The organism is Neobacillus driksii (assembly GCF_013409995.1).
Lineage (GTDB): Bacteria > Bacillota > Bacilli > Bacillales > Cytobacillaceae > Neobacillus > Neobacillus driksii.
The window spans coordinates 305,879-327,888 of the sequence record NZ_JACCBX010000002.1 but is presented as its reverse complement, the minus strand read 5'-3'; the positions used below and the strand labels follow the sequence as shown (position 1 = coordinate 327,888).

13 protein-coding genes are annotated in these 22,010 nt (G+C 36.7%); 11 read left to right on the top strand and 2 right to left on the bottom strand.

What is annotated here, in order from left to right; all coding sequences use genetic code 11:
* Positions 1-41 precede the first annotated feature (41 nt).
* From F4694_RS04800 to F4694_RS04775, 6 genes are all read left to right on the top strand, one after another.
* Complete coding sequence (locus F4694_RS04800) at positions 42-794, top strand: hypothetical protein (protein ID WP_179595758.1); 753 nt, start codon at positions 42-44, stop codon at positions 792-794.
* Between the two features lie 216 nt (positions 795-1,010).
* Positions 1,011-3,221 carry a vWA domain-containing protein gene (locus tag F4694_RS04795; protein ID WP_179595757.1) on the top strand — a complete coding sequence of 737 codons (2,211 nt, stop codon included), beginning with the start codon at positions 1,011-1,013 and terminating at the stop codon, positions 3,219-3,221.
* Between the two features lie 24 nt (positions 3,222-3,245).
* Positions 3,246-6,605 (top strand): tubulin-like doman-containing protein, encoded by a 3,360-nt coding sequence (locus F4694_RS04790; protein ID WP_179595756.1) that lies wholly within the window; start codon positions 3,246-3,248, stop codon positions 6,603-6,605.
* Between the two features lie 26 nt (positions 6,606-6,631).
* Positions 6,632-8,800: a hypothetical protein gene (locus tag F4694_RS04785; protein ID WP_179595755.1), complete on the top strand. Its 2,169-nt coding sequence runs from the start codon at positions 6,632-6,634 to the stop codon at positions 8,798-8,800.
* Complete coding sequence (locus F4694_RS04780; protein ID WP_179595754.1) at positions 8,797-12,630, top strand: hypothetical protein; 3,834 nt, start codon at positions 8,797-8,799, stop codon at positions 12,628-12,630. Before F4694_RS04785 ends, F4694_RS04780 begins: the two co-directional genes overlap by 4 nt.
* A 192-nt stretch (positions 12,631-12,822) precedes the next feature.
* Positions 12,823-13,773: a ribose-phosphate diphosphokinase gene (locus tag F4694_RS04775; RefSeq protein WP_308806278.1), complete on the top strand. Its 951-nt coding sequence runs from the start codon at positions 12,823-12,825 to the stop codon at positions 13,771-13,773.
* A gap of 52 nt (positions 13,774-13,825) precedes the next feature.
* On the opposite strand, the gene fba is transcribed toward F4694_RS04775, so the two are convergent.
* Positions 13,826-14,701 (bottom strand): class II fructose-1,6-bisphosphate aldolase, encoded by an 876-nt coding sequence (gene fba / locus F4694_RS04770; protein ID WP_179595753.1) that lies wholly within the window; start codon positions 14,699-14,701, stop codon positions 13,826-13,828.
* Positions 14,698-16,716 carry a transketolase gene (gene tkt / locus F4694_RS04765; RefSeq protein WP_179595752.1) on the bottom strand — a complete coding sequence of 673 codons (2,019 nt, stop codon included), beginning with the start codon at positions 16,714-16,716 and terminating at the stop codon, positions 14,698-14,700. Before tkt ends, fba begins: the two co-directional genes overlap by 4 nt.
* Before the next feature lie 188 nt (positions 16,717-16,904).
* Here tkt and F4694_RS04760 point away from each other — a divergent pair, with 188 nt between their 5' ends.
* Genes F4694_RS04760 through F4694_RS04740 form a run of 5 tightly spaced genes read left to right on the top strand, consistent with a single transcriptional unit; the run spans position 16,905 to position 22,001 of the window.
* Positions 16,905-17,705, top strand: coding sequence for a DeoR/GlpR family DNA-binding transcription regulator (locus F4694_RS04760; RefSeq protein WP_257029128.1), 801 nt, complete (start codon positions 16,905-16,907; stop codon positions 17,703-17,705).
* Positions 17,706-17,724: 19 nt separating this feature from the next.
* Complete coding sequence (locus F4694_RS04755; protein ID WP_179595750.1) at positions 17,725-18,897, top strand: diphosphate--fructose-6-phosphate 1-phosphotransferase; 1,173 nt, start codon at positions 17,725-17,727, stop codon at positions 18,895-18,897.
* A gap of 14 nt (positions 18,898-18,911) precedes the next feature.
* A complete protein-coding gene (locus tag F4694_RS04750) occupies positions 18,912-20,225 on the top strand; it encodes an ABC transporter substrate-binding protein (protein ID WP_179595749.1) in 1,314 nt (437 codons plus the stop codon).
* A 53-nt stretch (positions 20,226-20,278) separates the two neighbouring features.
* Positions 20,279-21,178, top strand: coding sequence for a carbohydrate ABC transporter permease (locus tag F4694_RS04745; protein WP_179595748.1), 900 nt, complete (start codon positions 20,279-20,281; stop codon positions 21,176-21,178).
* 1 nt (position 21,179) lies between these two features.
* Positions 21,180-22,001: a carbohydrate ABC transporter permease gene (locus F4694_RS04740; RefSeq protein ID WP_179595747.1), complete on the top strand. Its 822-nt coding sequence runs from the start codon at positions 21,180-21,182 to the stop codon at positions 21,999-22,001.
* The last annotated feature ends 9 nt before the right edge of the window (positions 22,002-22,010 follow it).

The window sequence follows — 22,010 nt, the reverse complement described above, 5'->3', positions numbered from 1 at the left end:
TTAACTACGTTGAACAAATACATTTAGGGGGAGGTTTGTCCATGAATCAAATACAGGCTATCACAGAGGATAACTTAAAAGACTTCATCACATGTCCTTACAAATTTTATTTTGATTACTACGAAAAGAGAAAGCGTACTATCAACTGGAGACAGGTAGTGCAACATGTGGTAAATAAGGTGGTTTATACTTTTTATAAACTTCCTTCTGAACACCGACATTCAGGAAAAGTGCTAAGACTTGTGGATGAATATTGGAGTAATGTAGCACCACACCTATTTGAATCTAGGATTCAATATTATTTGGTAATTGCCAAAATAACAGATAATCTAATTCAATATATACAGCCAGAATCCAAGGAATCTCCACCTTTGTTTTTGTTTGAAAAACTAAATACATATATTGAAGAGTTGGATGTCGACCTATCCTTAACATTTGATGTTGCCGAGTGGTCTGATTCCTCTTTTGTGATAAAGAAGTACTTAGTCGACGCAACACCAGAAATGTTAACGCTCTACTATCATCTGTCGATAGTTTTTTCTGAAAAGGTATTTAAAAGAACCCCGAAGAGAGTAGAAGTCATTACGTTACTCGACGGAAAGAAGCATGTCTTCACACCGACCCCTGAAGATTTACAGGAAGGTATTAACTATCTACAAGTCATGAAATATTCCATTGAGAATCCTACTAACTACTTTAAGACAAGCAATGTTCATGAATGCAATTTATGTCCGTTTGTGAAGGACTGTGATCACGATACTCAAGAATTTAACCCCAAAAAATACTTGTCATAATCGATTTTGAAACATGTAAACTCCCACTCGGTTGAAGGGGAGTTTTTTGTTAACCTCGAGGCTAGATTTTATACAGAGATCCCATGATATGTACAGGTTTTTAGCTAAACTTTTACAATTGGGTCATGCGTTATAAATGTTTTGAATAGGATAGGAGTAATTATTCGAAAAGGGTTATTTTACGGTGTCCGCTCGTTTGTGAAAGGAGTTCAAAGAATGATAGCTAAGTATAAACATCTTGTAATCATGCACGTCTTGGTTATTTTTTTCTTTAGCATTTTCGCTTCAATAGTGGAAGCGAAAACTCATTCCACTATTCCTAAAAATAAAATTGTTGCGCTTGTATATGATGATTCTGGCAGTATGTGGGAACAGTCTGGAAATGTACCGATTGATAATTGGAAGTATGCGAATTACGCTCTTCAAAGCTTTGTTTCTCTTTTAGAGAAACAAGATCAGTTAAGAGTTGTTTCTATGAGCTCACCGACCGTACCGGAGCCGATTGAATTAGATGAAAGACTTCGTCAACATGAAATTGATCAAATTCGAACCTGGACCGGGAAAAGAAATACTCCACTAGAATCTTTACAAACCGCGATCAATGAATTGGGTAAAGCTGTGGACAGCAATAAAAACTCTGATTTCTGGTTAATCGTTCTTACCGATGGGATTTTTAATGAACTTAATCATCTTGAACAAAAGCTTTCAGCCGCACAAATTGAAGAGAACAAGAATACCCTTTTTACTAGTTTGAGGGAACTAAAGGAGAAAATGGACCAAAACGGTGCTAGTTTTCACAGTACCTTGATTCCCATTGAATCCTATTTGAGCACAGAAGAGCTAGAGATTATGGCTGATTTTAAACGACAATGGACCGAAAGTTCAGCTGGAAATGTGCTAGTGAGCAATGGAGAGCAAGATATCATCCAACGCATTAACGAGGTTGCAGCTCTCATGACCAATCGAGATCCGAGTGAACAGGAGAAATTTGATTTACATCCTGTTTGGGACGGCAATCAATTAGTCTTAGAGTCTCCATTTCCATTACGGAGAATTACTCTCATTGAACAATCCGCTGCAGAGAATGCTTCCTTTAAGGAATTTTATATAAACAACCAACGCATTGAACAAGGAATGGAGGGTCCATACAAAGTTATAACACCCGATGATCCAGCGAAATTACATCCACCCATTCAAGGAACATTCACGCATTTTAAAAATGTGAATGGTGATGGCGTTGTCGACAGAGGGACATATAAAATTGTTTTTGAGAAGCCACTATTGGAAGAACAACAAGAGTCTATCAAGATATTAGCAGAACCGGCGATTGATTTTAGAGTAAATTTTAAAAAAGCCACGGGTGAAGAGAATCCTGAAGTTTTCTTTGCAGGCAGTAAGATGGTGCTAGAAACCACACTATTGAAGAGTGAGAGTAATGATGAAGAAATCGATTTACGTGCAATTGACGTAAAAAGTTTGTTTGAAGTAGAAGCTGAAATTGACGGAGAGAAGCTTCACCTAAACTATGATTCTAAGGTTAATAAATTCATCGGGGATTTCACGTTACCTCAAAAGGATAAAATTCCTGTCAATGTAAAAGTCAATATTAAAGGATTCTATCAAAAGGTAAAGGAATCGAGCATTCAAATTAACCCAACGCGAAAGTTGAGCCTGGTGGCAAATACTGATACCTGGAGTGAGTCGTTAGATAAGTTAAACAAAGCAGATCCATTTGTGATTACCCCAATGATCAATGGGGAGGAAATGACTTCGGAAGAACTTAAAAAGGTTTTTAAGCAACTAAAAATAGAAACCCCCAGCCATATAAAAATTGAAAAAGAACAAAAAGGGAATAAAATTCTTATTTACCCTAAGAGTTTATCGCCGATCTTCCGAACATCGGTAGGAGACGTACCCCTTCACGTTACCCTACCCGGTGAGTACCCTAATGAAATAGCGGAAGAGACTTTTACACTAAACATTGAGGATATATCACTCTTTAAGAAATATGGAAAGGATGCTATAAAAGCGTTAATCTGGCTTGCCATCCTTGTGTATATCATTGGAATCATTATAAAACCAAGGTTTGACAAAAACCGCATTTCACTAGAATACAAGCAAAGCAGGAAAAGAGAGAGGCTTCGAGATGCACGCGGAATGACAGAAAACTTCTATACGAATTGGGTTAACAGATGGCTTGTACCCTATTTGGCGGAAAAAAAGAGTATTGGCGATTTAACATTTAAGGCTGATCGAAAGAAGGACCGTGTTTGGCTCGTGAAAGAATCACAGGACCCAAACCTCATTGTGAGACATGAAAAGCTTGAGGGAAGAAGTAAAAAGGCAGACTTACAGATTTATCATAACGATGAGATTCAAATTGAGAGAAGTAATGACTATTCAATTTATATATTTAAATCCCATTAAAGTACTTTAAGAGGTGGTAACAAGATGAGCTTTAATGTCCCAACGATATTAATTGGTCTAGGTGGAATAGGGAGTAATATTGCGAATATGGTATATGGCCGTGTTCCCCCCGAGCAGCGAGGAAGAGTCGCAATCCACGCGTTTGATACTGATGCCAATAGCATTTCAAAATTAGAACACTTAAGAAACAGTGCTACACAAACAAGCACAAGCCATTCCGTTAATGAATATCTTCAAGCGAATCCAGAAGTATTAAAATGGTTTCCGAATAATCCCCAAATAAAACGGAAAACGATGACAGATGGAGCCGGCCAAGTTCGAGCAGTATCGAGACTTGCTTTCCGGTCAGCGATGTCACAAGGGAAATTAAATGCGATGTGGGATGGAATTGAACGAATTTTTCCTGTTGATAGCCATGCTGAGTCGTATAATGTCCGAGTGATTATTATTAGTTCCTTAGTTGGCGGCACAGGTTCAGGGATCTTTCTTCAAATCGCTCTCTACCTGCGTGAAATGCTGGAGAGAAAGCTAAACTCGGAAAGTGTTCTGATTCGCGGAGTTTTTTTACTACCGGATATATTGGTAAGAAGTAATACGGTTGACCAAACGGAGTGGGAAGCGGTCCAAGGGAATGGGTATGCCAGCTTAAAAGAATTGAATGCCATAAGCTTGAGCGCATCGGGTAATCATAAACAAAATGTGACGATTGAGCTCGAGTATCGACCGAATCAAATTGATTTAGAGGGCAGGACAGCACATGCGATTACAGATAAACATCTTCCCTATGATTTTTGCTTTCTATTTGATTATGAAAATACAAAAGGGCAGCATTTAACGAACGTTTCGGAGTATATAGACCAGGTAGCACGATCTGTTTATCTCCAACTCTTTAGCCCGATTTCAGCTAGAAGCTTTTCACAGGAGGATAACCAAATAAGAAGTTTGGTCGAATCAAACGGGCAGGCACGGTACTGTGGTGCTGGAGTTGCTTCCTTAACGTATCCATATGAAGAGATTGTTGACTATTGTGCACTAAAATGGTCCATAAGCGGCTTAGATGACTCTTGGCTCCGATTAGATAAGTTATTTAATGATGAAAAAAAGAGACATGACGATGACTTAAGAAACGGAATTCATAATGAAAAACCAAAGATTAGAGAGCTTTATGTTAAGTACTTTGAGCAGATTGTGAATGACCAAGAAAAACCAAACCCTTTTTTCCGTCAGCTTGAATACCAAGTTCATGAAATCGAGGATAAGGGTAAAAAAGGCGCTTCGAAAGCCGATATATTCTTATCTGAAGTAGAGGAATATGCAAAAAAAGTGCTGAAAGATGATGTGGAATTAAAAGAGGATTATGAAGATCATTGTGTGCTGGATGGAGGAAAACTGAAAATAAAAGATCGAGCGAAACAAGAAATTAATCGAATGGAATCCGCCCTAGAAGACTACGCCAAAGAAATTAACAAGAAAATTAATGAATACAGTCATTTCATTGTTTATCAGATCATTGATGCAGATTATCATTCGACGAATGGCGTAAATGGGAGCCGGTTCCAGCTTAATACCTGGATTTTGAAAAAAGATTCACCTATTCACCCTGTTGGGGTGCGATATCTGCTCTATAGTATTCACAATAAACTTATTAAGAAGATTTCCCATTTAAAAGAAGAGAATCGCAGATTTAAAGAACAGATTGAACGCTATCAAGACATTTATGATTTAGACCGCAATGACGGTGATGTAGATGATGCGGTTCGACGTGTGGATAAAGCGTTAAAACAGGGCTTTGTTTCCAGTGTGTTTCGAAATCAATTTAAAGATTTTATTGATGAGTATACGGAAAAGGCATCTCATCAGCTGAGTACCCTTAATCGTTATAAATATTCCATGTTGTTAGAACTAGTCTTTTCTGCTCTCAATCAATCCATCAAGGAAATGATCGAGGATTGGCAAAGGTTCTTTGATCATTTAATTGAAACAAGAGAAACGCTCTTGTTGGAAATAAATCAATTAGCAAGGAAGTTTGATGGCGTGAGTGATCCGACGAAAAGGTATGTTCTAGCCAACAAGGAAATGCTGGAGCAAACGTGGGAGCGGATACGTCAATCGGTAGATCATGGTTTCTTGCCAGATAGTATCTCTCAGAAGATTTATCAAAGTCTCTATAACCGGTTTATCGAGCGGAAAACGAATCGAAGGGCAGAGGAGTTTTATAAAGAGACCAAGGTTGAAGTGTTTTTTAGAGAGAATGTTTTAAACTTTTGCCGGAACGAATTGGCGAGTAAGCATCATGATAAACTAGATTTAACCATCACCCAGGCGCTCAGAATAGAAGCCAGTCGGTTAGGGATTGACCCAGATGATTATCTTTATAAAAGAATGAAGGCAATAGAAGAACTGGCACAACCATATGTTCCGATTACAAATGAGTATCGAAGTTTAAAATACTGGGGACTCCATACGGAAAGTTTTAACCTGCTTTCGGAGCAGCTGCAAAATGAGTTATTTAACGAAAAACAAATTGTGGATGATGCCTTTAAGCGTAATGAAATCGTTTGTTATCGTGCCCATTATGGGTTATCTGTCAGTGACTTTACCAAATTTTCCTCTGGGAAAAATGGAAAGCCTCCAGGTGTTTATTATGAAGCCTATCATCGGTTAGTGAGTAAGCTCAATGAGGATGAAAATCGAACAATAACCCCGCATTTGGATCGAAATTGGCATCTCCCTGCGTATATGCCAGACTTAAATCCGGAACGCGCTGAGCTTGAAACCAATCGGACGGACCGTGCACTGTTGCTGGGGGTAATCTATGGCTGGCTTCAGTTAGTCAACTCTGACGGAAAGAGAGTCTATCAATATAGTGGAAATCAAGGCACAAAATTATTACTGAAATTTGGAGAAAAGGTGGAAGAAGATACCTTCAACCTTCATGAAGCATTACCTCATAATCCTGTTATCTATGATGAAATTTTAGAAAGATTCCAAGAAACACAAGAAACCCAAATCAGAAATAACCGAGAGATTCATGAACATGATTTTATTAGGGGAGCCGTTGAAATTTCGAAAGTTAGAAAAGATGGAATTCGTAATATCCTAGATTTAGTGTTGGCATATGACCAAGAATTTATCTCCAATCCTTCCTTAACGGAGCGGGCCAATCGTTTACGACAATGTCTGTTAACAGAGATTTGTGAGTACTTCAAAAAAGTAAAGAGAACGGAGTCGGCAAAACGTGGTGCGGCAAATTTGATTTACCAACTTTGGAAGGAATCTGAGGTCAGACAAATAACTCCACAGGATTCAGAAGAGTACCACAAGTGGTTGAATGATATTAATAATAAGCTGAACTCACTTAATCAAGAGCGAGTTTTAGTATAGCTTGTTTAAAAAAGGAGTGATCTTTGATGCACTCAATCGTGATTCATTTTGGCAAAAAGTATGAGGATTGGCATTTAGTTGAGCCATTCTTTTACAAGCTGCAGAGTTGTAATGAATTAACTTTTTACTGGGAGGAGGAGGCCCCGGCCTCTAATCCTCTCTTTTTATCATTAGTCGATCGAATGATTGAACATCTTGACCGTCAGCGAATAAAGGATTGGCAGTTGATTATTCTTTTGAATTTAGATGATGAGCTAAATAGACGGTTACGACTCACAACGCATCTCTCGGAAATAAGAAGAGACCTGCTTGAACCTTTAAAGGACAAGGGATTCTATCCATCTCAAAGTATCTTACATTTAATTGACAAGATCAAGAGAACTTCTAATTATGCGCCCATAGAAGAAGGGTTAAAACGGTATTGGGAGCTTGACCATTATGGCTATCTGATGAAAAGCCCTGGGTGGCCAATAGTGGGTAATGCCTTCATCGAGGAGGAAATAAAACAGCTTGATGAAGAATGGGGGGAACCCATTCAGCTTCAAGATATAATCTTAGATCAACCTGGTGCAGAATTTATGGAGGCTTTAGAGATGAAATGTGAGCGGGTCACGACCTGCCTAGCCAAGAAGATAGACAAAAAGAAGGATTATTTGTTGTTACGTGGAGAGAAGCCTAGTCATGATGAATGGATGACCAAGGATCAATTAGATATCGTCATGGAAGATTTTGAGAAAAAGATTAAGCAAATACGCACGCTGCCATTAACTCCTTCATTAACAAACTTTACTCCATCAGGAGAACTCTCAAGCAGTTTAAAGTACCATGTTGGTATTCAAAGTGAAATCGGTGATATTCGCCTTATTCGTCAGGAAATCGTACAAAGTTCTCATCGGGAAAGAATGAGAGGTTATTTGGAACTCACCTATTTTCTTCTCACGATTAGCCAACATCCAAAACTAATTGAAAGGCTGGAAAAGGGAAGTACCAGTGTGATACAAATTTCGTTAGAATCTGAGAGGCTGGAAACATTACTCAATCATTATTTTATGAGCTTGTTGAAGGCAAAAAGGCAATTAGAGGATCAATTATTGCTCCAGAACCAGTTTCAAACAAATCGATTTCGAGACGATGATTTTTCTCCCTATACAGCAACAAGTATTGAAAGAAGAAGAGATCGCAACCACCCACTATTGAAGAGCACAAAGCTGAACTATCAATTCTTTGACCAATGGCAGGATCAGCTTTATAAAGCTGAAACTATTCTCATTGATCGTGAAAATGAACTGCTAAAAAATTCAAGAGAAGCGATAAAAAAATTGCATGTTGTAAAAAGAAGAAATGACATTTTGGAAGAGGAAGAATTGATGGACATAAATGACTATAAACAGGACATTCTCCAAAAAATTAGTGTTGTGGAAAGGGATGTCATCCATTCTGCTCCTGAGACATCGGAAGCACTTTCAAAGTGGAAAAATTTTGTGACGAAAGCAAAAAACCAAATGCATTTTCTCCTGCAGCTACTCCCAAACCAGCGTCAGTTCCTGATGATGAGTTTCCTGATTATTATGATCCTGTTCATTCCTTTTCTGCAAATGTCGGGTTCAACTGAATCTACTAAGGTAACAGCCTATTTTTATGGTATTGGTTTGGTTGTCACCCTCCTTGTTACGTATATTGGGTATTATTTTACCAGACATATATCCCATCAACACATATGGAAATATCAAGAAAAAACCTATGAATATACCGAAAATATTTATCAAATGCAAGTCGATGCCCAGCACCGCTATAATGACTACTTAAACCATTTATTCAAGCTATTCTCGTTACGTAAATATCTCGAAAAATTATCCTTAATCGGTGAAGAAAAGAAGGAACAGAATCTTCTTTACCGCTATCACCTTATTAAATTAGACGAATTCGTCCAGATGACAAATCGATTGCTTCATATCCTTCAGATAAATAAAGAATCATTTTCCTCTAAACAAGAAATACGGGTGCCAGGTATTAAATTTGAAAAAAACATCACCGAGAATCCAATCTATTCTCCGTTTCAACAGCTAGGGGTACAGAGGACAAACGGACATGGCATTGAAGTGTATCTCGGTAGTGCGATTGAACAATACCAATCAGCCTACTTGAATGAACTCGAGCAAATTCGAATCCAAGAAGATAAGGTGTATAAACTATGAACTTATACCTTGAACTGTTAGGAAGTTTCGTTGTTTTATGTCTTAGTATCATTCTTCTCTATACGGCAAATTTTCCCCAAAATCAGCGTTATAAACAACTTTACCTACCACTAGTGACTTTATTTATTTGTTTATCATGGCTGCTTTTGGATAAGTGGCTTACGGGTATATACCAAGAATTTCTTAATGAAAGAATGCCGTCTTTATTGCCGAATATCCAATTGCTGATAAATATAACGATTTTGGTCTCGGTATTGACTGTTAAATGGTGTTGGAAAATCACAGGAAGTTTGCCTTCTAAGAATCTTGGAAATAATCGCATCTTGAAACCATTTGTGAAAATAGTAAATAAGGCTGCGTCTATTCTCTATCCGAAAGAACTTGTGGAAAATTCGAAAACGAAGTTGTCGAAGCAGGGTACAGTTTCACTAGTATATTTTAAAAGCCGTGGAAGGATTTACTTGAAAAAGGAATGGACCTATCTAGCTGCTTTTTTTAAGATTACAGCGATTTTCCCACTACTTATACTCGTGCTTCTTATCATTGCCAATGTATACGAGCTGACGATTAATCAGTATTTGCCGGCATATCCTATTATTTCTTTTATTCTATTAATGGAGATTGCATGGTTTTTAAATGGTGAAAAGGTGCCTTATAGTGAAGGTATAATAGCTGGTAATGATGCCGTCTCTAAAAGACTAACAACCTATGAAGAATTATTTAATCAATACAAGGAATTATGGGAAGATCGACTGCTGGCTTCTGGGATTCTGAAAGAAGATGAACATTTTCATCAACGTAAAGATCATTTTTCCTATGAAAATATCTCTCCAGACTTGGAACATCAATTGATTATTCATTCGATTTGTGAGGAATTAAAGAAAAAGAACATCATCATCGATGAAAGCTATACGACGATGATGTCAGAAATCATTCAAGAACATGATGTAATGATTGAGGATGTTAATTACAATGATTTTTCTTCCTATTTCTTTCCGGCATTGTATCATTTGCTGGCTAAAAATAAGAAGATATTAATCATTGCACATAGCCAAGGTGCGGCATCGGCAGCGGTAGATTGGGTGTCAAAGGGAATGAGAGAAGTATCAGGGGTGGATCAATTATGGAAGATAAGCACCTTTTTAGATGCACTTGAACAAAACATGAATTCAGATGTATTGATTGTTTCGCCCGAAACGTTGAAGGAGAAACGATTTTTGTACTACTTACGTCAGTTAGAAAAAACAAAACTGTTGGAAGGAATATTGTTGTTACATGCAGAGAAGCTGATTCCAGTTTATTCGACCATCATTCAAACTTTTAACCTGAATGTTAGAGAGCTAACTGGGAAAAAACCACAATATATCATATTAACTGAGTGGTATGAAGGATTAGAACATACCGTACGTTCTCTCTTGCAATGTGAGCCTAGAGATATCGTTTCACCGTCCAGCGTAAGTCAAAATTTATTTTATATGGTTTGGAAAAATGAAGGTGAAAATTGGTTTCAACAAAAGATCCTGCCAAAAATATCGCATCGTCAATTAGAAGCCGAAGTGGTCCTATCGATCCCTGCTTTACAGGCAAAAATTGACCCCGTTCACTTGATCAACCAGCGAAACACAAACGTTAAAGAAAGTATCGACGAAATCATGGATATGAAGAAGTCTTTGTTTGACCTAGGGTTTGATTTAGAAACGTTAGATCATATGGTAAAAATGATTCAGGTCGAGGACAGTAACCTTTCGATTCCGATTGATGAGTTTACACTTTTTCTCATTCGAGATGATCACTACAATTTAGTGAGGCGTTTAAATTTGTGGAAAGGAACCGGCAAAGTGGCTTCATTTGTTCACATCGTCAGCCCTCCATACTTACTTCGAGATTACTTAGCAGATCAGTTGGATTTCTATATGAGTACGAATCGGACCATCGCACCATTAGCTCCACGATTATCGCAATCACTTTGGAGCATTGCATATACTCTATTAGAGCGATTATGTCATTTTTATATAATGAAAGAGGAAGTGGAAAGCTATTTAACAAGAGCAAAAATTAGCTCTTATCGCTCGGTTGTCGAGGGTGTTCACGAGCTGTTCTCGAACGCCTTTGGTCCTAAATTAGCATACCGTTTTACGATTGAATCAGAAGAATTAGTAACCTTTGACCGGTTCAAAAAGGATTTTGTGAAGAAAACACGATACAGGATCCCCTATTCAGCTAAGGAAAAGATTTTACCAAAGGGGTTCCGTTTCTTTCAGATTAAGCATAACGATAAGTGTCTTTCTGAGATTCTTGAAGGACACCTCTATCAACAATACCTGCCAGGTCAATTCCATTCATTTAATGGCGAACAATATAAAATTCAAAAAGTAGATACAGAGCGTGGAATCGTGGAAGTCACCTTTGAACACATTTTTAGGCAGAAATACTATCGTCCTATTTCGGAATTTAAAATAAGCAATATGGCAGAACAACGCAATTTCAAGAGGAATACTATTCTTTTCGAACAGTTTGAGGTCTATTTGGGGGCGGTACAGGCGGATGTAAGTGTTAAAACAAGCGGATATGTGGAAATGAGTGAAATGTTAAACTTACAATCGATGAAGTTGCATTCTTATCATCAAGATGAACAAATCACCAGGAATTATGAAAACGGCCATCTTTTGTGCTTTGAGATACATTCCAAAGAGGGTACATTTGAAAATGCCGCAAAAATCAAATTTACCTTATCTCTCTTATTGGATGAGTTGTTTGTTTCCTTATTCCCAGATACACACCATTTTGTGAAGGTATGTGCTAGGTTGGAGGAATTATTCTTTGACCAAACAGATTCACAGTCTAAAAATCTAAAATGGATTACTCCTACCATCCAAGTAGATGATGTCAATGAGAAAGAGGGGCAGATCTCGCTCTATATTATTGAGGATTCTCCTGTACACCTTGGCATGTTAGAAGCGATTAGTCATAATTGGGAAAAAATCTTTGATATAGTAAATGACTATCTTTATTGGTTATTAAATGAAAGTAATGGAAATAGCGATTATCTGTATTTTGGTTACGGCCACTATCCCAAGGAATTGGCCTTAAGCGAAACTTTTGCGATTTTAGATACGTTGTTACCAACAAAAAAATTAAGGGAAGTTCGATCAGGATATCTTGGACGTATGGAAGATGAAGAAATCGTAAATATCAACAGCAGTGAAACGCAATGCGTGTTCTGTGGCAGAATGGTCGCTGCAGCGCAAGTCATTCAACTCAATGATGGCAGACAAAGGTGCTTTGCTTGTAATCAGTCGGCCATTGATCATGTATCACGAGTGGAGCCACTTTATCGAGAAGTTCGTCAATTTTTTAAAGATGTATATTTAGTAAACTTACCTGAAGATATCGCGCTATTCGTGTTAAGTGCAGCAGAAATTCATAAAACAAGCGGTTTACCTTCTATTCCAGAGGCAGGTAATCCACGATTAACCGGTAAAGCCAGCATGGATAGTGATGGTAATCTCAAGGTTCTTGTGGAAAATGGGTCACCGAGAACCCATACACTTTCCACCTTAGCCCACGAACTAACCCATATATGGCAATTTGAGAATTTACAAGTGGATCAGCTGCAAACGGAAGAACTTGAGGGATTTGCCTCATGGGTGGAAGTACACATGATGACCCAAATGGGAGAAGTACCGTATGCCAACATGCTGAAAGAACAACTAGAAAAAGATCAAGACCCCTATGGCAGGGGATACCGACTTATCGAAGAGAAATTAGCCATTCTCCCATACAATGCAACCCCATTTGACTTGTATGTACCTGATGAAGTTGAGATGTAATTAATAGAAAAAGCTTGGTGTGAATCGTTCATACCAAGCTATTTTTTTATTGGCAAAAAATAAGTTTGTAAAGTTACTACCTGATTAAATGTAAACTTAAATGAAATATTTGTTCTAATGACTGTTTTTCATGTAAAATAGGTAAATGAGACGTTAAGGAATTGTAAATAAACAAAACATGGGGGACATAAAGTGTCGTATGAATTGAAAAAAGGTATTAAATTGTTTGCACTAAATTCTAATCAAAGCTTGGCAAAGGAAATAGCGAAGCATTTAGGCTGTGAGGTTGGGAGGAGCTCGGTCACTCAATTTAGTGATGGAGAAATTCAGGTAAATATAGAAGAAAGTGTGCGCGGCTCCGACGTTTATGTTGTTCAATCCACTTCACACCCGAATAATGACCATATCATGGAGCTGCTGATTATGATTGACGCTCTAAAAAGAGCTTCAGCGAAAATGATTAATGTGGTTATTCCTTACTACAGCTATGCACGTCAGGATCGAAAAGCTAGATCCCGTGAGCCGATTACAGCCAAATTAATAGCGAACCTTCTTGAAAAATCAGGTGCTACCAGGGTGCTGACAATGGATTTTCATTCTCCGCAGGTACAGGGCTTTTTTGATATTCCAGTCGATCATTTAGTTGGAATTCCGATTCTCTCACAGTATTTTGAAAAAAAGGGACTTGAGGATGTAGTGGTTGTTGCGCCACATAACGGTTCTGTTGGTAGAGCAAGGAAGATGGCAAAGTACTTAGATGCTCCGATCGCCCTCATTGATCGACGACGTCCTGAACCGAATGTTTCCGAAATTTTTGAGATTATTGGGAATGTTGAAGGGAAAAATGCGATTATTGTGGATGACTTAATTAATACAGCCACAACGCAGACATTAGCAGCCAATGCTTTAGTAGAGCATGGGGCAAAGGCAGTTTATGCTTGCTGTACACACGCAGTACTCTCTCAATCTGCTGTACAAAAAATTGAATCATCAGCGATTCAAGAATTGGTTATTACGAACACGATTGAGCAGCCAGAAGAAAAGAGAATTGATAAAATTACGATGCTGTCTGTAGCCCCATTACTAGCAGATGCTATAGATCGAATTCATAATGAAAGAGCAGTAAGTCCTCTATTTGAATAAAGTAAAGCTGAAAGAGCCGTGATGATGACCACGGCTCATTCTTTATAAAAAATTAAATATTTTGAAGGGAAACATCATTCTTATTAATAGAACTAAATAAACGTATTTTGGAACGTACCATTTCTTTAACGGCTTCTCTTCCTACTCTTAGGAATAACCTAGAGTCTTGAATATCATCATGGCTATTAATAATTTTTCGTACTGCATTTGAAAAAGCCACTTGATTTTCTGTATTAACATTTATTTTTGATATTCCACACTCTATCGCTCTTTTAATATCCTGGTCGGGAATCCCTGAACCCCCATGCAGAACTAAAGGTACTGGAATTGTATTTGAAATATCTGAAATAACATCAAACTGTATGTTTGGTTCGATTTTATACATTCCGTGGGCTGTGCCGACTGCAACGGCAAGAGCATCAACCTTCGTATGATTCCAAAATTCGATTGCCTCTTCAGCACTTGGCAAGACGACTTCCTTTTCATTAACATGTATATTGTCTTCTGTTCCTCCAATTGTTCCTAATTCCGCTTCAACAGAAACCCCAACAGAATGAGCCGCTTCAACAACCTTTTTTGTAAGTGAGATATTCTCATTAAATGAATATTTTGATCCATCAATCATAACCGAGGAGAATCCAGCTCTAATACACTGCATGACAACTTCAAAACTACTGCCATGATCTAAATGTAGGGAAATTGTAACAGAACTATTTTTTGCAGCTGTCTCGGCAATCGCCATTACATAATCCATTCCCATATATTTAATGGTAGGTTCGCCAACCCCTAAAATAACGGGTGAATTTTCCTCTGTGGACGTCTCCACAATTGCCTGGGTAAATTCCATATTGATTATATTAAACTGTGGAACTGCATATTTTTCCATTTTCGCTTTCAAAAGCATATCGGTCATTGGTAAAAGTGTCATTTTGACATCTCCTTTATACTTTGATTAAGATAATTTTTTATTTTTTGTGATAGGACTTCCTCTGTAAAACCGAATTCTTCTATTAAATCATTTCCAGGTGCAGAAGCCGCAAACGTCTCTATACCAATATTTATACCTTTTTCACCTTTAACTGAGTCCCAACCGTATGGAGCGGCTAGTTCCAGAATAACTCGATGACGAACTTCAGAAGGTATGATGACTTCCTTATAAACTTGATCTTGTTCATTAAATAATTCTAGCGAAGGCATACTTACAATTCGAATCGAATAGCCCTCATTTGATAGGAGATTTCGAACTTTATCAGCGAGATGTACTTCTGAGCCCGTCGCAATGATTATGGCATCGATTTCTTTCTTTGATTCAAATTTATAAACATAACCCCCCCTACTTACGTTTTGATAGAGATTTACAGGGTTGGTAATGACAGGTAAATCTTGTCTAGAGAGAATGACGGCAGAAGGGCGATTGGTTTGTGAAAAGGCTGTTTTGTATACTTCAACTGTTTCGTTAGCATCAGCAGGCCTAAACACTAATAAATTTGGTATTAGTCTTAATGATGGGATATGTTCAATGGGCTGATGTGTAGGACCATCTTCGCCGTAATGAATGCTATCATGTGAATATATATAGGTAACTGGTTGATTCATTAGTGCAGACAACCTAATAGCTGGTCTCATATAATCTGAAAATACTAAAAAGGTAGCTCCATATGGTTTTAATCCTCCATATAAAGATAGACCATTTAAGATAGAGCCCATTGCAAACTCTCGAACTCCGAAGTGTAAATTTTGCCCACCATAATTAGCAGGACTAAAGTCTCCTTGATCAAATAAGTAGGTTTTATTGGAAGAGGATAAATCAGCTGAACCACCAATAAGGCTGATGTTAGACTGTGCAAAGGCATTTAGTACTTTTTCAGAGGCTTCTCTTGTTGAAATGAAGGTATTTTCTTGAAAGATTGGTAGTATGGACTTTTCTATTTCTATAGGATGTGAAAATATGTTCGTTAATAGGTTTGACTCCTCTGTATAATAATGTTGATAATCCTTAAATACTTCTTTCCACTTTATTTCCTTTTGTTCATTGGTATCGATATAGTCCTCAAAATGGTTTCTTACTCTGCTATCTACGAAAAACGGTTCATGATTCCATTGATAATTTTCCTTTACTAATCTAATTTCATTTTTACCAAGTGGGGATCCATGACTTGCGGATTTTCCACCTTTATTAGGACTTCCATAACCAATCATAGTTTTTACAATAATTAGGGAAGGTTTAGTTTCGTCTTTTCTTGCTTCTGCTAATGCTTCTTCAATAGCATGTACATCGTTTCCATCTTCAACGGTAAGAACTTCCCATCCCATGCTTTTATATTTATCTTCTACATTCTCTGTGAAAGAAAGACTTGTACTACCATCCAGTGAAATATCGTTTGAATCATAAAGAACAATTAATTTCCCTAATTTTAGATGACCAGCTAAAGAGGAAGCTTCTTGTGCAACTCCTTCCATTAAGTCACCATCTCCACATATTGAATAAGTATAATGATTGATTAACTTGAATTGGTCCTTATTAAATTTTGCGGCCATATATCTTTCTCCGATTGCCATTCCAACAGCCATTGAGAGACCTTGGCCTAGCGGGCCTGTTGTTGCTTCTACACCAGTGGTATGACCATATTCTGGATGTCCAGGTGTTTTGCTTTTTAACCTTCTAAAACGTTTTAAATCTTCTATAGATAAATTCATGTTGCTTAAATGTAGAAGACTATACAGCAGCATGGAGCCATGACCTGCAGATAATACAAATCGATCACGATTTATCCATTTTGGATTCTTTGGATTATAATTCATGATTTTTGTCCATAAAACATAAGCCATTGGAGCAGCTCCCATTGGCATACCAGGATGTCCTGAATTCGCGTGCTCAACCGCATCGATTGCCAGCATTCGAATGTTTGTAATAGATAAGTCATCAATAAATGAATAACTCATGTAAGTCCTCCTAATTGTTATAATTTACCCAATATTTATAATATTACAAATAGTAAGCGATTACAATAAAAAAGAAAAAAATAGTAAATAAAAGAAAAAAATAGAAAATTACACTTTACAAACTTAGAATAGTAAAATAAAATAAAGAAAAATTATGAAAATTCAAAAAACAAGAAAGTGTGAAGGGTATGATAACCACTAAAAGAATTGATAGCCTCATGAAATTTATTGAGGAGAAAAAAATGGTTAGTATAAATGAAATTGCTGAATTGTTAAATATTTCAGTTGTAACTGCCAGAAGGGATGTAGAGTATCTTGAAGAAATTACTCCTAATATTAAAAAGGTAAGAGGAGGAGCTGTTTGGAAGGAAAATGAAAGCGGTGACAAAGAAAATATTGGAAACATATCGAAGGATTACTTAAACGATCGTTTTCATAAACAAAGCAAAACAAATATAAAAGAAAAAAAACAGATAGCATTAAAAGCTTCTGCTTTGCTGAAAAGTGGAGATAGTATCCTGCTTGATGCTGGATCAACTTTATTTGAATTTGCGAAGAGTATAAGTCCTAATTTAACGATTACGGCTTTTATTACGGCAATGAATATTGCAGAAGTATTAGAAGATAGGGAAACCATTACAAAAATAGTATTAGGAGGAGTGTTCAGATCTAAAACAACGACGATGGTCAGTTCTATGATGGAGCAAATGATTTCTTCAATTTATGTAGATAAACTATTTATCGCAGCTACAGGTCTATCCTACACACATGGGTTTACCTGTAACGACATTTTAGAAGCAGATGTGAAAAAGCAACTTCTTAAATCTGCAAAAGAAGTTTACTGGCTTGTTGATTCATCAAAAGTTGGGAAAATAAGTTCTTTTCAAATTTCTCCTTTTGATTCGTCACACACGATTATTACGGACGATAATATCCAACCCGAAAATCAAAATGAACTGGAAAAATTGATGAATGTTATCATTGCATAATAACGAAGGAAGGTGAATTATGAACATATTTGTCGCTCAATCTGGCGGTCCTACGCCAGTTATTAATTCTACATTATATGGGGTTCTTGACCAATCAGAAGAGGTTGATGAGATCAAGAATGTGTACGCCTCTCTGAATGGATTAGAAGGACTCTTGAAAAATAACATTATCCTCTTAAATGATAAAGTGGACCTAATAAAAAAGGCGAAAGAACAGCCTGGAGCCATTTTAGGAGGATCAAGGTTGGAACTTACAAATGTAGATTTTGAAGAAATTGTAGATAAATTACTTGACCTTTCAATCGATGTTTTTTGTTACATCGGCGGAAATGGCTCCTCTACCACGATAAATAAAGTTCATGACATTTGTGAATCACGAAATGTTGGGATAAAGTGTATTTTTATTCCCAAAACCGTTGATAACGACATTTGCGGAACTGACCACACTCCTGGTTATTTAAGCGCTGCAAAGTTTTTAATCCAATCATTAAATCAAATAGAAGCAGATATTCGATCCAATTCCTTTCCTCCACAAATTGAGATTATGGAAGTGATGGGAGGAAATGCAGGTTGGTTGATTGGTGCAAGTGCTATAAGGAAAAAACACAGGTATGACTTTCCTCAATTAGTCTATTTACCAGAGAGAGAAACGTCAATCGATGAAATTTTGTCAGATATTCAATCAGCATTGAAAGAAAATACAAATATTTTAATAATGGTACCGGATCATATGAAACTCAAGTCTATTACTTCCGATATTACCATTCATAACCCAAGACAAAAGTACAACGGTGGCATAAGTTATAGATTGGCCCAGGAAATACAGCAGCATTTAGAAATAAAAACTAGTATTACAATCCCAAATAAATTATATAGAAGTTCAATGTGCTTGGTTTCACATCAGGATTTACATGAAGCTGAAATAATAGGAAGGGAGGCAATAAGAGTTGCTTTAAGAGGGGAAAGCGGGAAGATGATTGGGATTGAAAGGTCTTCTAATACCCCATATGAATACAAATTAACATGTGTTGATTTGTCAGAAGTTTCTGGAAAGGAAAGAACTTTACCATCCGATTTTTGGGATAATACAAATTTCATGCCAACAGATAAATTTAGAAACTATTTAAAGCCTTTGTTAGAAAAAGAGATTAATATGGAATCCAATTATGTAACAAATGAAAGTTTATATTAGGATGGGGGATTTAGATGAAAAATTTTAAGTTAATTACTTTAATTACTGTTTTATTGCTTTTGTTAACAGCTTGTGGACCTCCTTCAACTGCAAATACTTCAGAAGAAAAAAATAATGATAGTGGCTCCAAAACAAAAGAAGGAAAAACACAAATTCATTGGCTTCAGCATTGGGTAAATGAGCAAGGGCCAGATAAAATTAATGAAGTTAAAAAAGCATTTGAGGCGAAAAATCCAGATATTGAATTAATCATTGATGATCTTCCATTCGCACAAGAACATGATAAAATTTTGTCCTTAGATTTGGCAGGTAATCCACCAGATATTATCACAGCATCAGGAGCTTGGTTAACTGAATTTGCAGATGCAGGTATTATTGAACCAATTGATGAGCGATTTGCTTCATTACCAGAAGACATAAAAAAAGCAAATGAAGGGCCGATGATGCTTCCATATAAAGGGAAACTTTACGGTATTCCAGTTACGAATGGAAATATTGCATTGTTTTATAATAAAAAGCTTCTTGAAGAAGCAGGTGTAGAAGTTCCTACTACATGGGATGAATTTATGGAAGCTTCTATTAAACTAACAGATCCTAGCAAAAATCGATATGCCTTAACAGGAAACCTAGCGGCCGAACCTCCGACTGTCATCAGCTATGAGGTCATGCCCTTTATTTTACAAGCAGGTGGAAAGATCCTAGAAAATGGTAAAGCAGTATTTAACTCACCTGAGGGTGTTAAGGCTTTGAACTATTTGAAAGATTTAATAGTAACAAATAAGGTTAGCACTCCAGGCGAATTAAGTGCGGGTGAAAAGGAAAAAAGGGCAAACTTCTCCTCTGGAAATGTTGCTTTCATGTTTGAAGGTCCATGGGGGGTAAACATTCAGAAGAATTTAAATCCTGATTTAGATTTCGGTGTTGTGCCATTACCGAAAGGTGAAAAAACTGGTACGATCGCTCAAGGTTCTGTGTTAGCACTCAGTGCGAAGGGTAAGAACAAAGATGCTGCATGGAAGTTTATTGAATTTATGAGTAGTGCTGAAGGACAGTTATTATGGGATAAAGCTACAGGTTTCTTCCCTTATAACAAAGACACTATGAATGATCCGTTCTTTAAAGAAGATCCAAACTTGAAAGTATTTGTTGAGGAATTCGAAACCTTTGATCGCGTAGAAGTAATTGATCATTATTTACCTAATGCAGTGGATTTGAGGAAGCAATTCACTACTGAGATCCAAAACTTTATTACTGGTAAGAAAACTGCACAGGAAGCATTAGATGATGCAGCTGCTTACTGGAACGATGCTTTTGAAAAAAATAAATAAATGAAAAAATGTCAGAGGTTCATTTTGAGCCTCTGACACTATGGAGGAACACGATGAACAATAACCATGCGAGGAATGATCTAGTAGAATATTTTAGAAAAGTATCATTTATCCTACCTGCTATCACTTTACTGCTTTTGTTAACGGCGTATCCTTTATATCAGGTTATATTAATGAGCTTTTATGATTATACCGACAAGGCAAACCCAATATTTGCAGGGATAAAAAACTATACAGAATTTATTGTCGATCCGCTTTTTTGGAATGCATTGGGGAACACGGTCGTTTTCACAATTGTTAGTGTTTTCTCTGGTCTCTCAATTGGTTTAATTTTTGCCTTACTATTAAATCAACAAATCAACACAAAATTTAGGGCTATTTTTCGATCTGTATTAATGTTTCCTTGGTTAACTTCATCAACGGTTGTGGCCGCCATTTTCATGCTAATATTCAATCCATTTGGATTAGTAAATAAATTTCTAAGCAGCATAGGGTTTACTGAACTCTCCCAGACAGCATGGTTAGGGGATGAAAACACAGCACTACTAGCTGTAATCGTTGCGAATATTTGGAGAGGTTTTCCTTTTATGATGTTAATGCTATTAGCTGGTTTGCAAACCATTTCAAATGATTTATATGAAGCTGCTGAAATAGATGGTGCAGGATTTTTTAAGAAATTATTCTATATTACAATTCCGCAACTTAAAAATATTATTTTAACGTTAGTAATATTAGAGTTTATTTGGAATTTTAGATCATTTGATTTAGTTTTTCTAATGACTGGTGGCGGACCAATGAATAGCACAGAAGTCTTGTCTACATATATTTATCATCATGCATTTAGAACATTAGATTTTGGATATGCTTCTGCAACAGCTATCTTTATGCTTTTGATTATGGTCGCGTTATCCTTTTTCTATTTAAAATCTTCTATTAAGAAGGAGGGGGAATAATGTGTTTAGGAAAAACAAATTTGGTGTCTATTTATCACTAATAGTACTTGGCAGCATTGCGATGGTTCCAATTTTTTGGATGATTAGCATTGCATTTCGAACCAATCCAGAAGTATTTGCTTCTCCACTAAAATTATTACCCCCAACATTTACTTTAGATGCATTTAGCACGGTATTTGAAAACAGAGAATTAATTCAATTATTTATTAATAGTTATATTATTGCTCTATCGGTAACGTTTATTTGCATCATTGCTGCTGCGATGGCGGGTTATGGGTTCTCTCGGTTTGATTTCAAAGGAAAAAGGTCAGCTTTAATTTACATTCTATTAACTCAGATGTTCCCTATGGTTCTTTTGGTAATCCCCTACTTTTTGTTCATTACACGAGTGGGTTTATATAATACCTATTTTGCCTTAATTTTGGCATATACTTCATTTGCACTACCATTTTCGATCATGATGATGAGAGATTTTATTAATACCATTCCAAAAGAATTAGATGAGGCAGCAAAAATAGATGGATGTGGTCCACTTAAATCATTTTTTTATATAATATTACCCCCATGTCTGCCAGGATTAATTGCTACTGGTGTCTATACATTTATCCTAGCTTGGAATGAATTTTTATTTGCAGTCATTCTAACCAATTCTATTGAGGTTAGACCACTAACGATTGGAATTGGGATGTTAATTGGTGAGTTTACAACAGAATGGAACGCCTTAATGGCTTTATCCTTTATGTCGAGCGCACCACTAATCATAGTCTTTTTATTTGTTCAAAAATATTTTCTTCAAGGACTTACAGCAGGGAGTGTTAAGTAAATCAGAGGG

Coding starts and splice junctions, on each gene's coding strand:
- F4694_RS04780 (WP_179595754.1), top strand. CDS start 8,797: ATGAACTTATACCTTGAACTGTTAGGAAGTTTCGTTGTTTTATGTCTT.
- F4694_RS04790 (WP_179595756.1), top strand. CDS start 3,246: ATGAGCTTTAATGTCCCAACGATATTAATTGGTCTAGGTGGAATAGGG.
- F4694_RS04760 (WP_257029128.1), top strand. CDS start 16,905: ATGATAACCACTAAAAGAATTGATAGCCTCATGAAATTTATTGAGGAG.
- tkt (WP_179595752.1), bottom strand. CDS start 16,716: ATGAGTTATTCATTTATTGATGACTTATCTATTACAAACATTCGAATG.
- F4694_RS04750 (WP_179595749.1), top strand. CDS start 18,912: ATGAAAAATTTTAAGTTAATTACTTTAATTACTGTTTTATTGCTTTTG.
- F4694_RS04785 (WP_179595755.1), top strand. CDS start 6,632: ATGCACTCAATCGTGATTCATTTTGGCAAAAAGTATGAGGATTGGCAT.
- F4694_RS04745 (WP_179595748.1), top strand. CDS start 20,279: ATGAACAATAACCATGCGAGGAATGATCTAGTAGAATATTTTAGAAAA.
- fba (WP_179595753.1), bottom strand. CDS start 14,701: ATGACACTTTTACCAATGACCGATATGCTTTTGAAAGCGAAAATGGAA.
- F4694_RS04800 (WP_179595758.1), top strand. CDS start 42: ATGAATCAAATACAGGCTATCACAGAGGATAACTTAAAAGACTTCATC.
- F4694_RS04795 (WP_179595757.1), top strand. CDS start 1,011: ATGATAGCTAAGTATAAACATCTTGTAATCATGCACGTCTTGGTTATT.
- F4694_RS04755 (WP_179595750.1), top strand. CDS start 17,725: ATGAACATATTTGTCGCTCAATCTGGCGGTCCTACGCCAGTTATTAAT.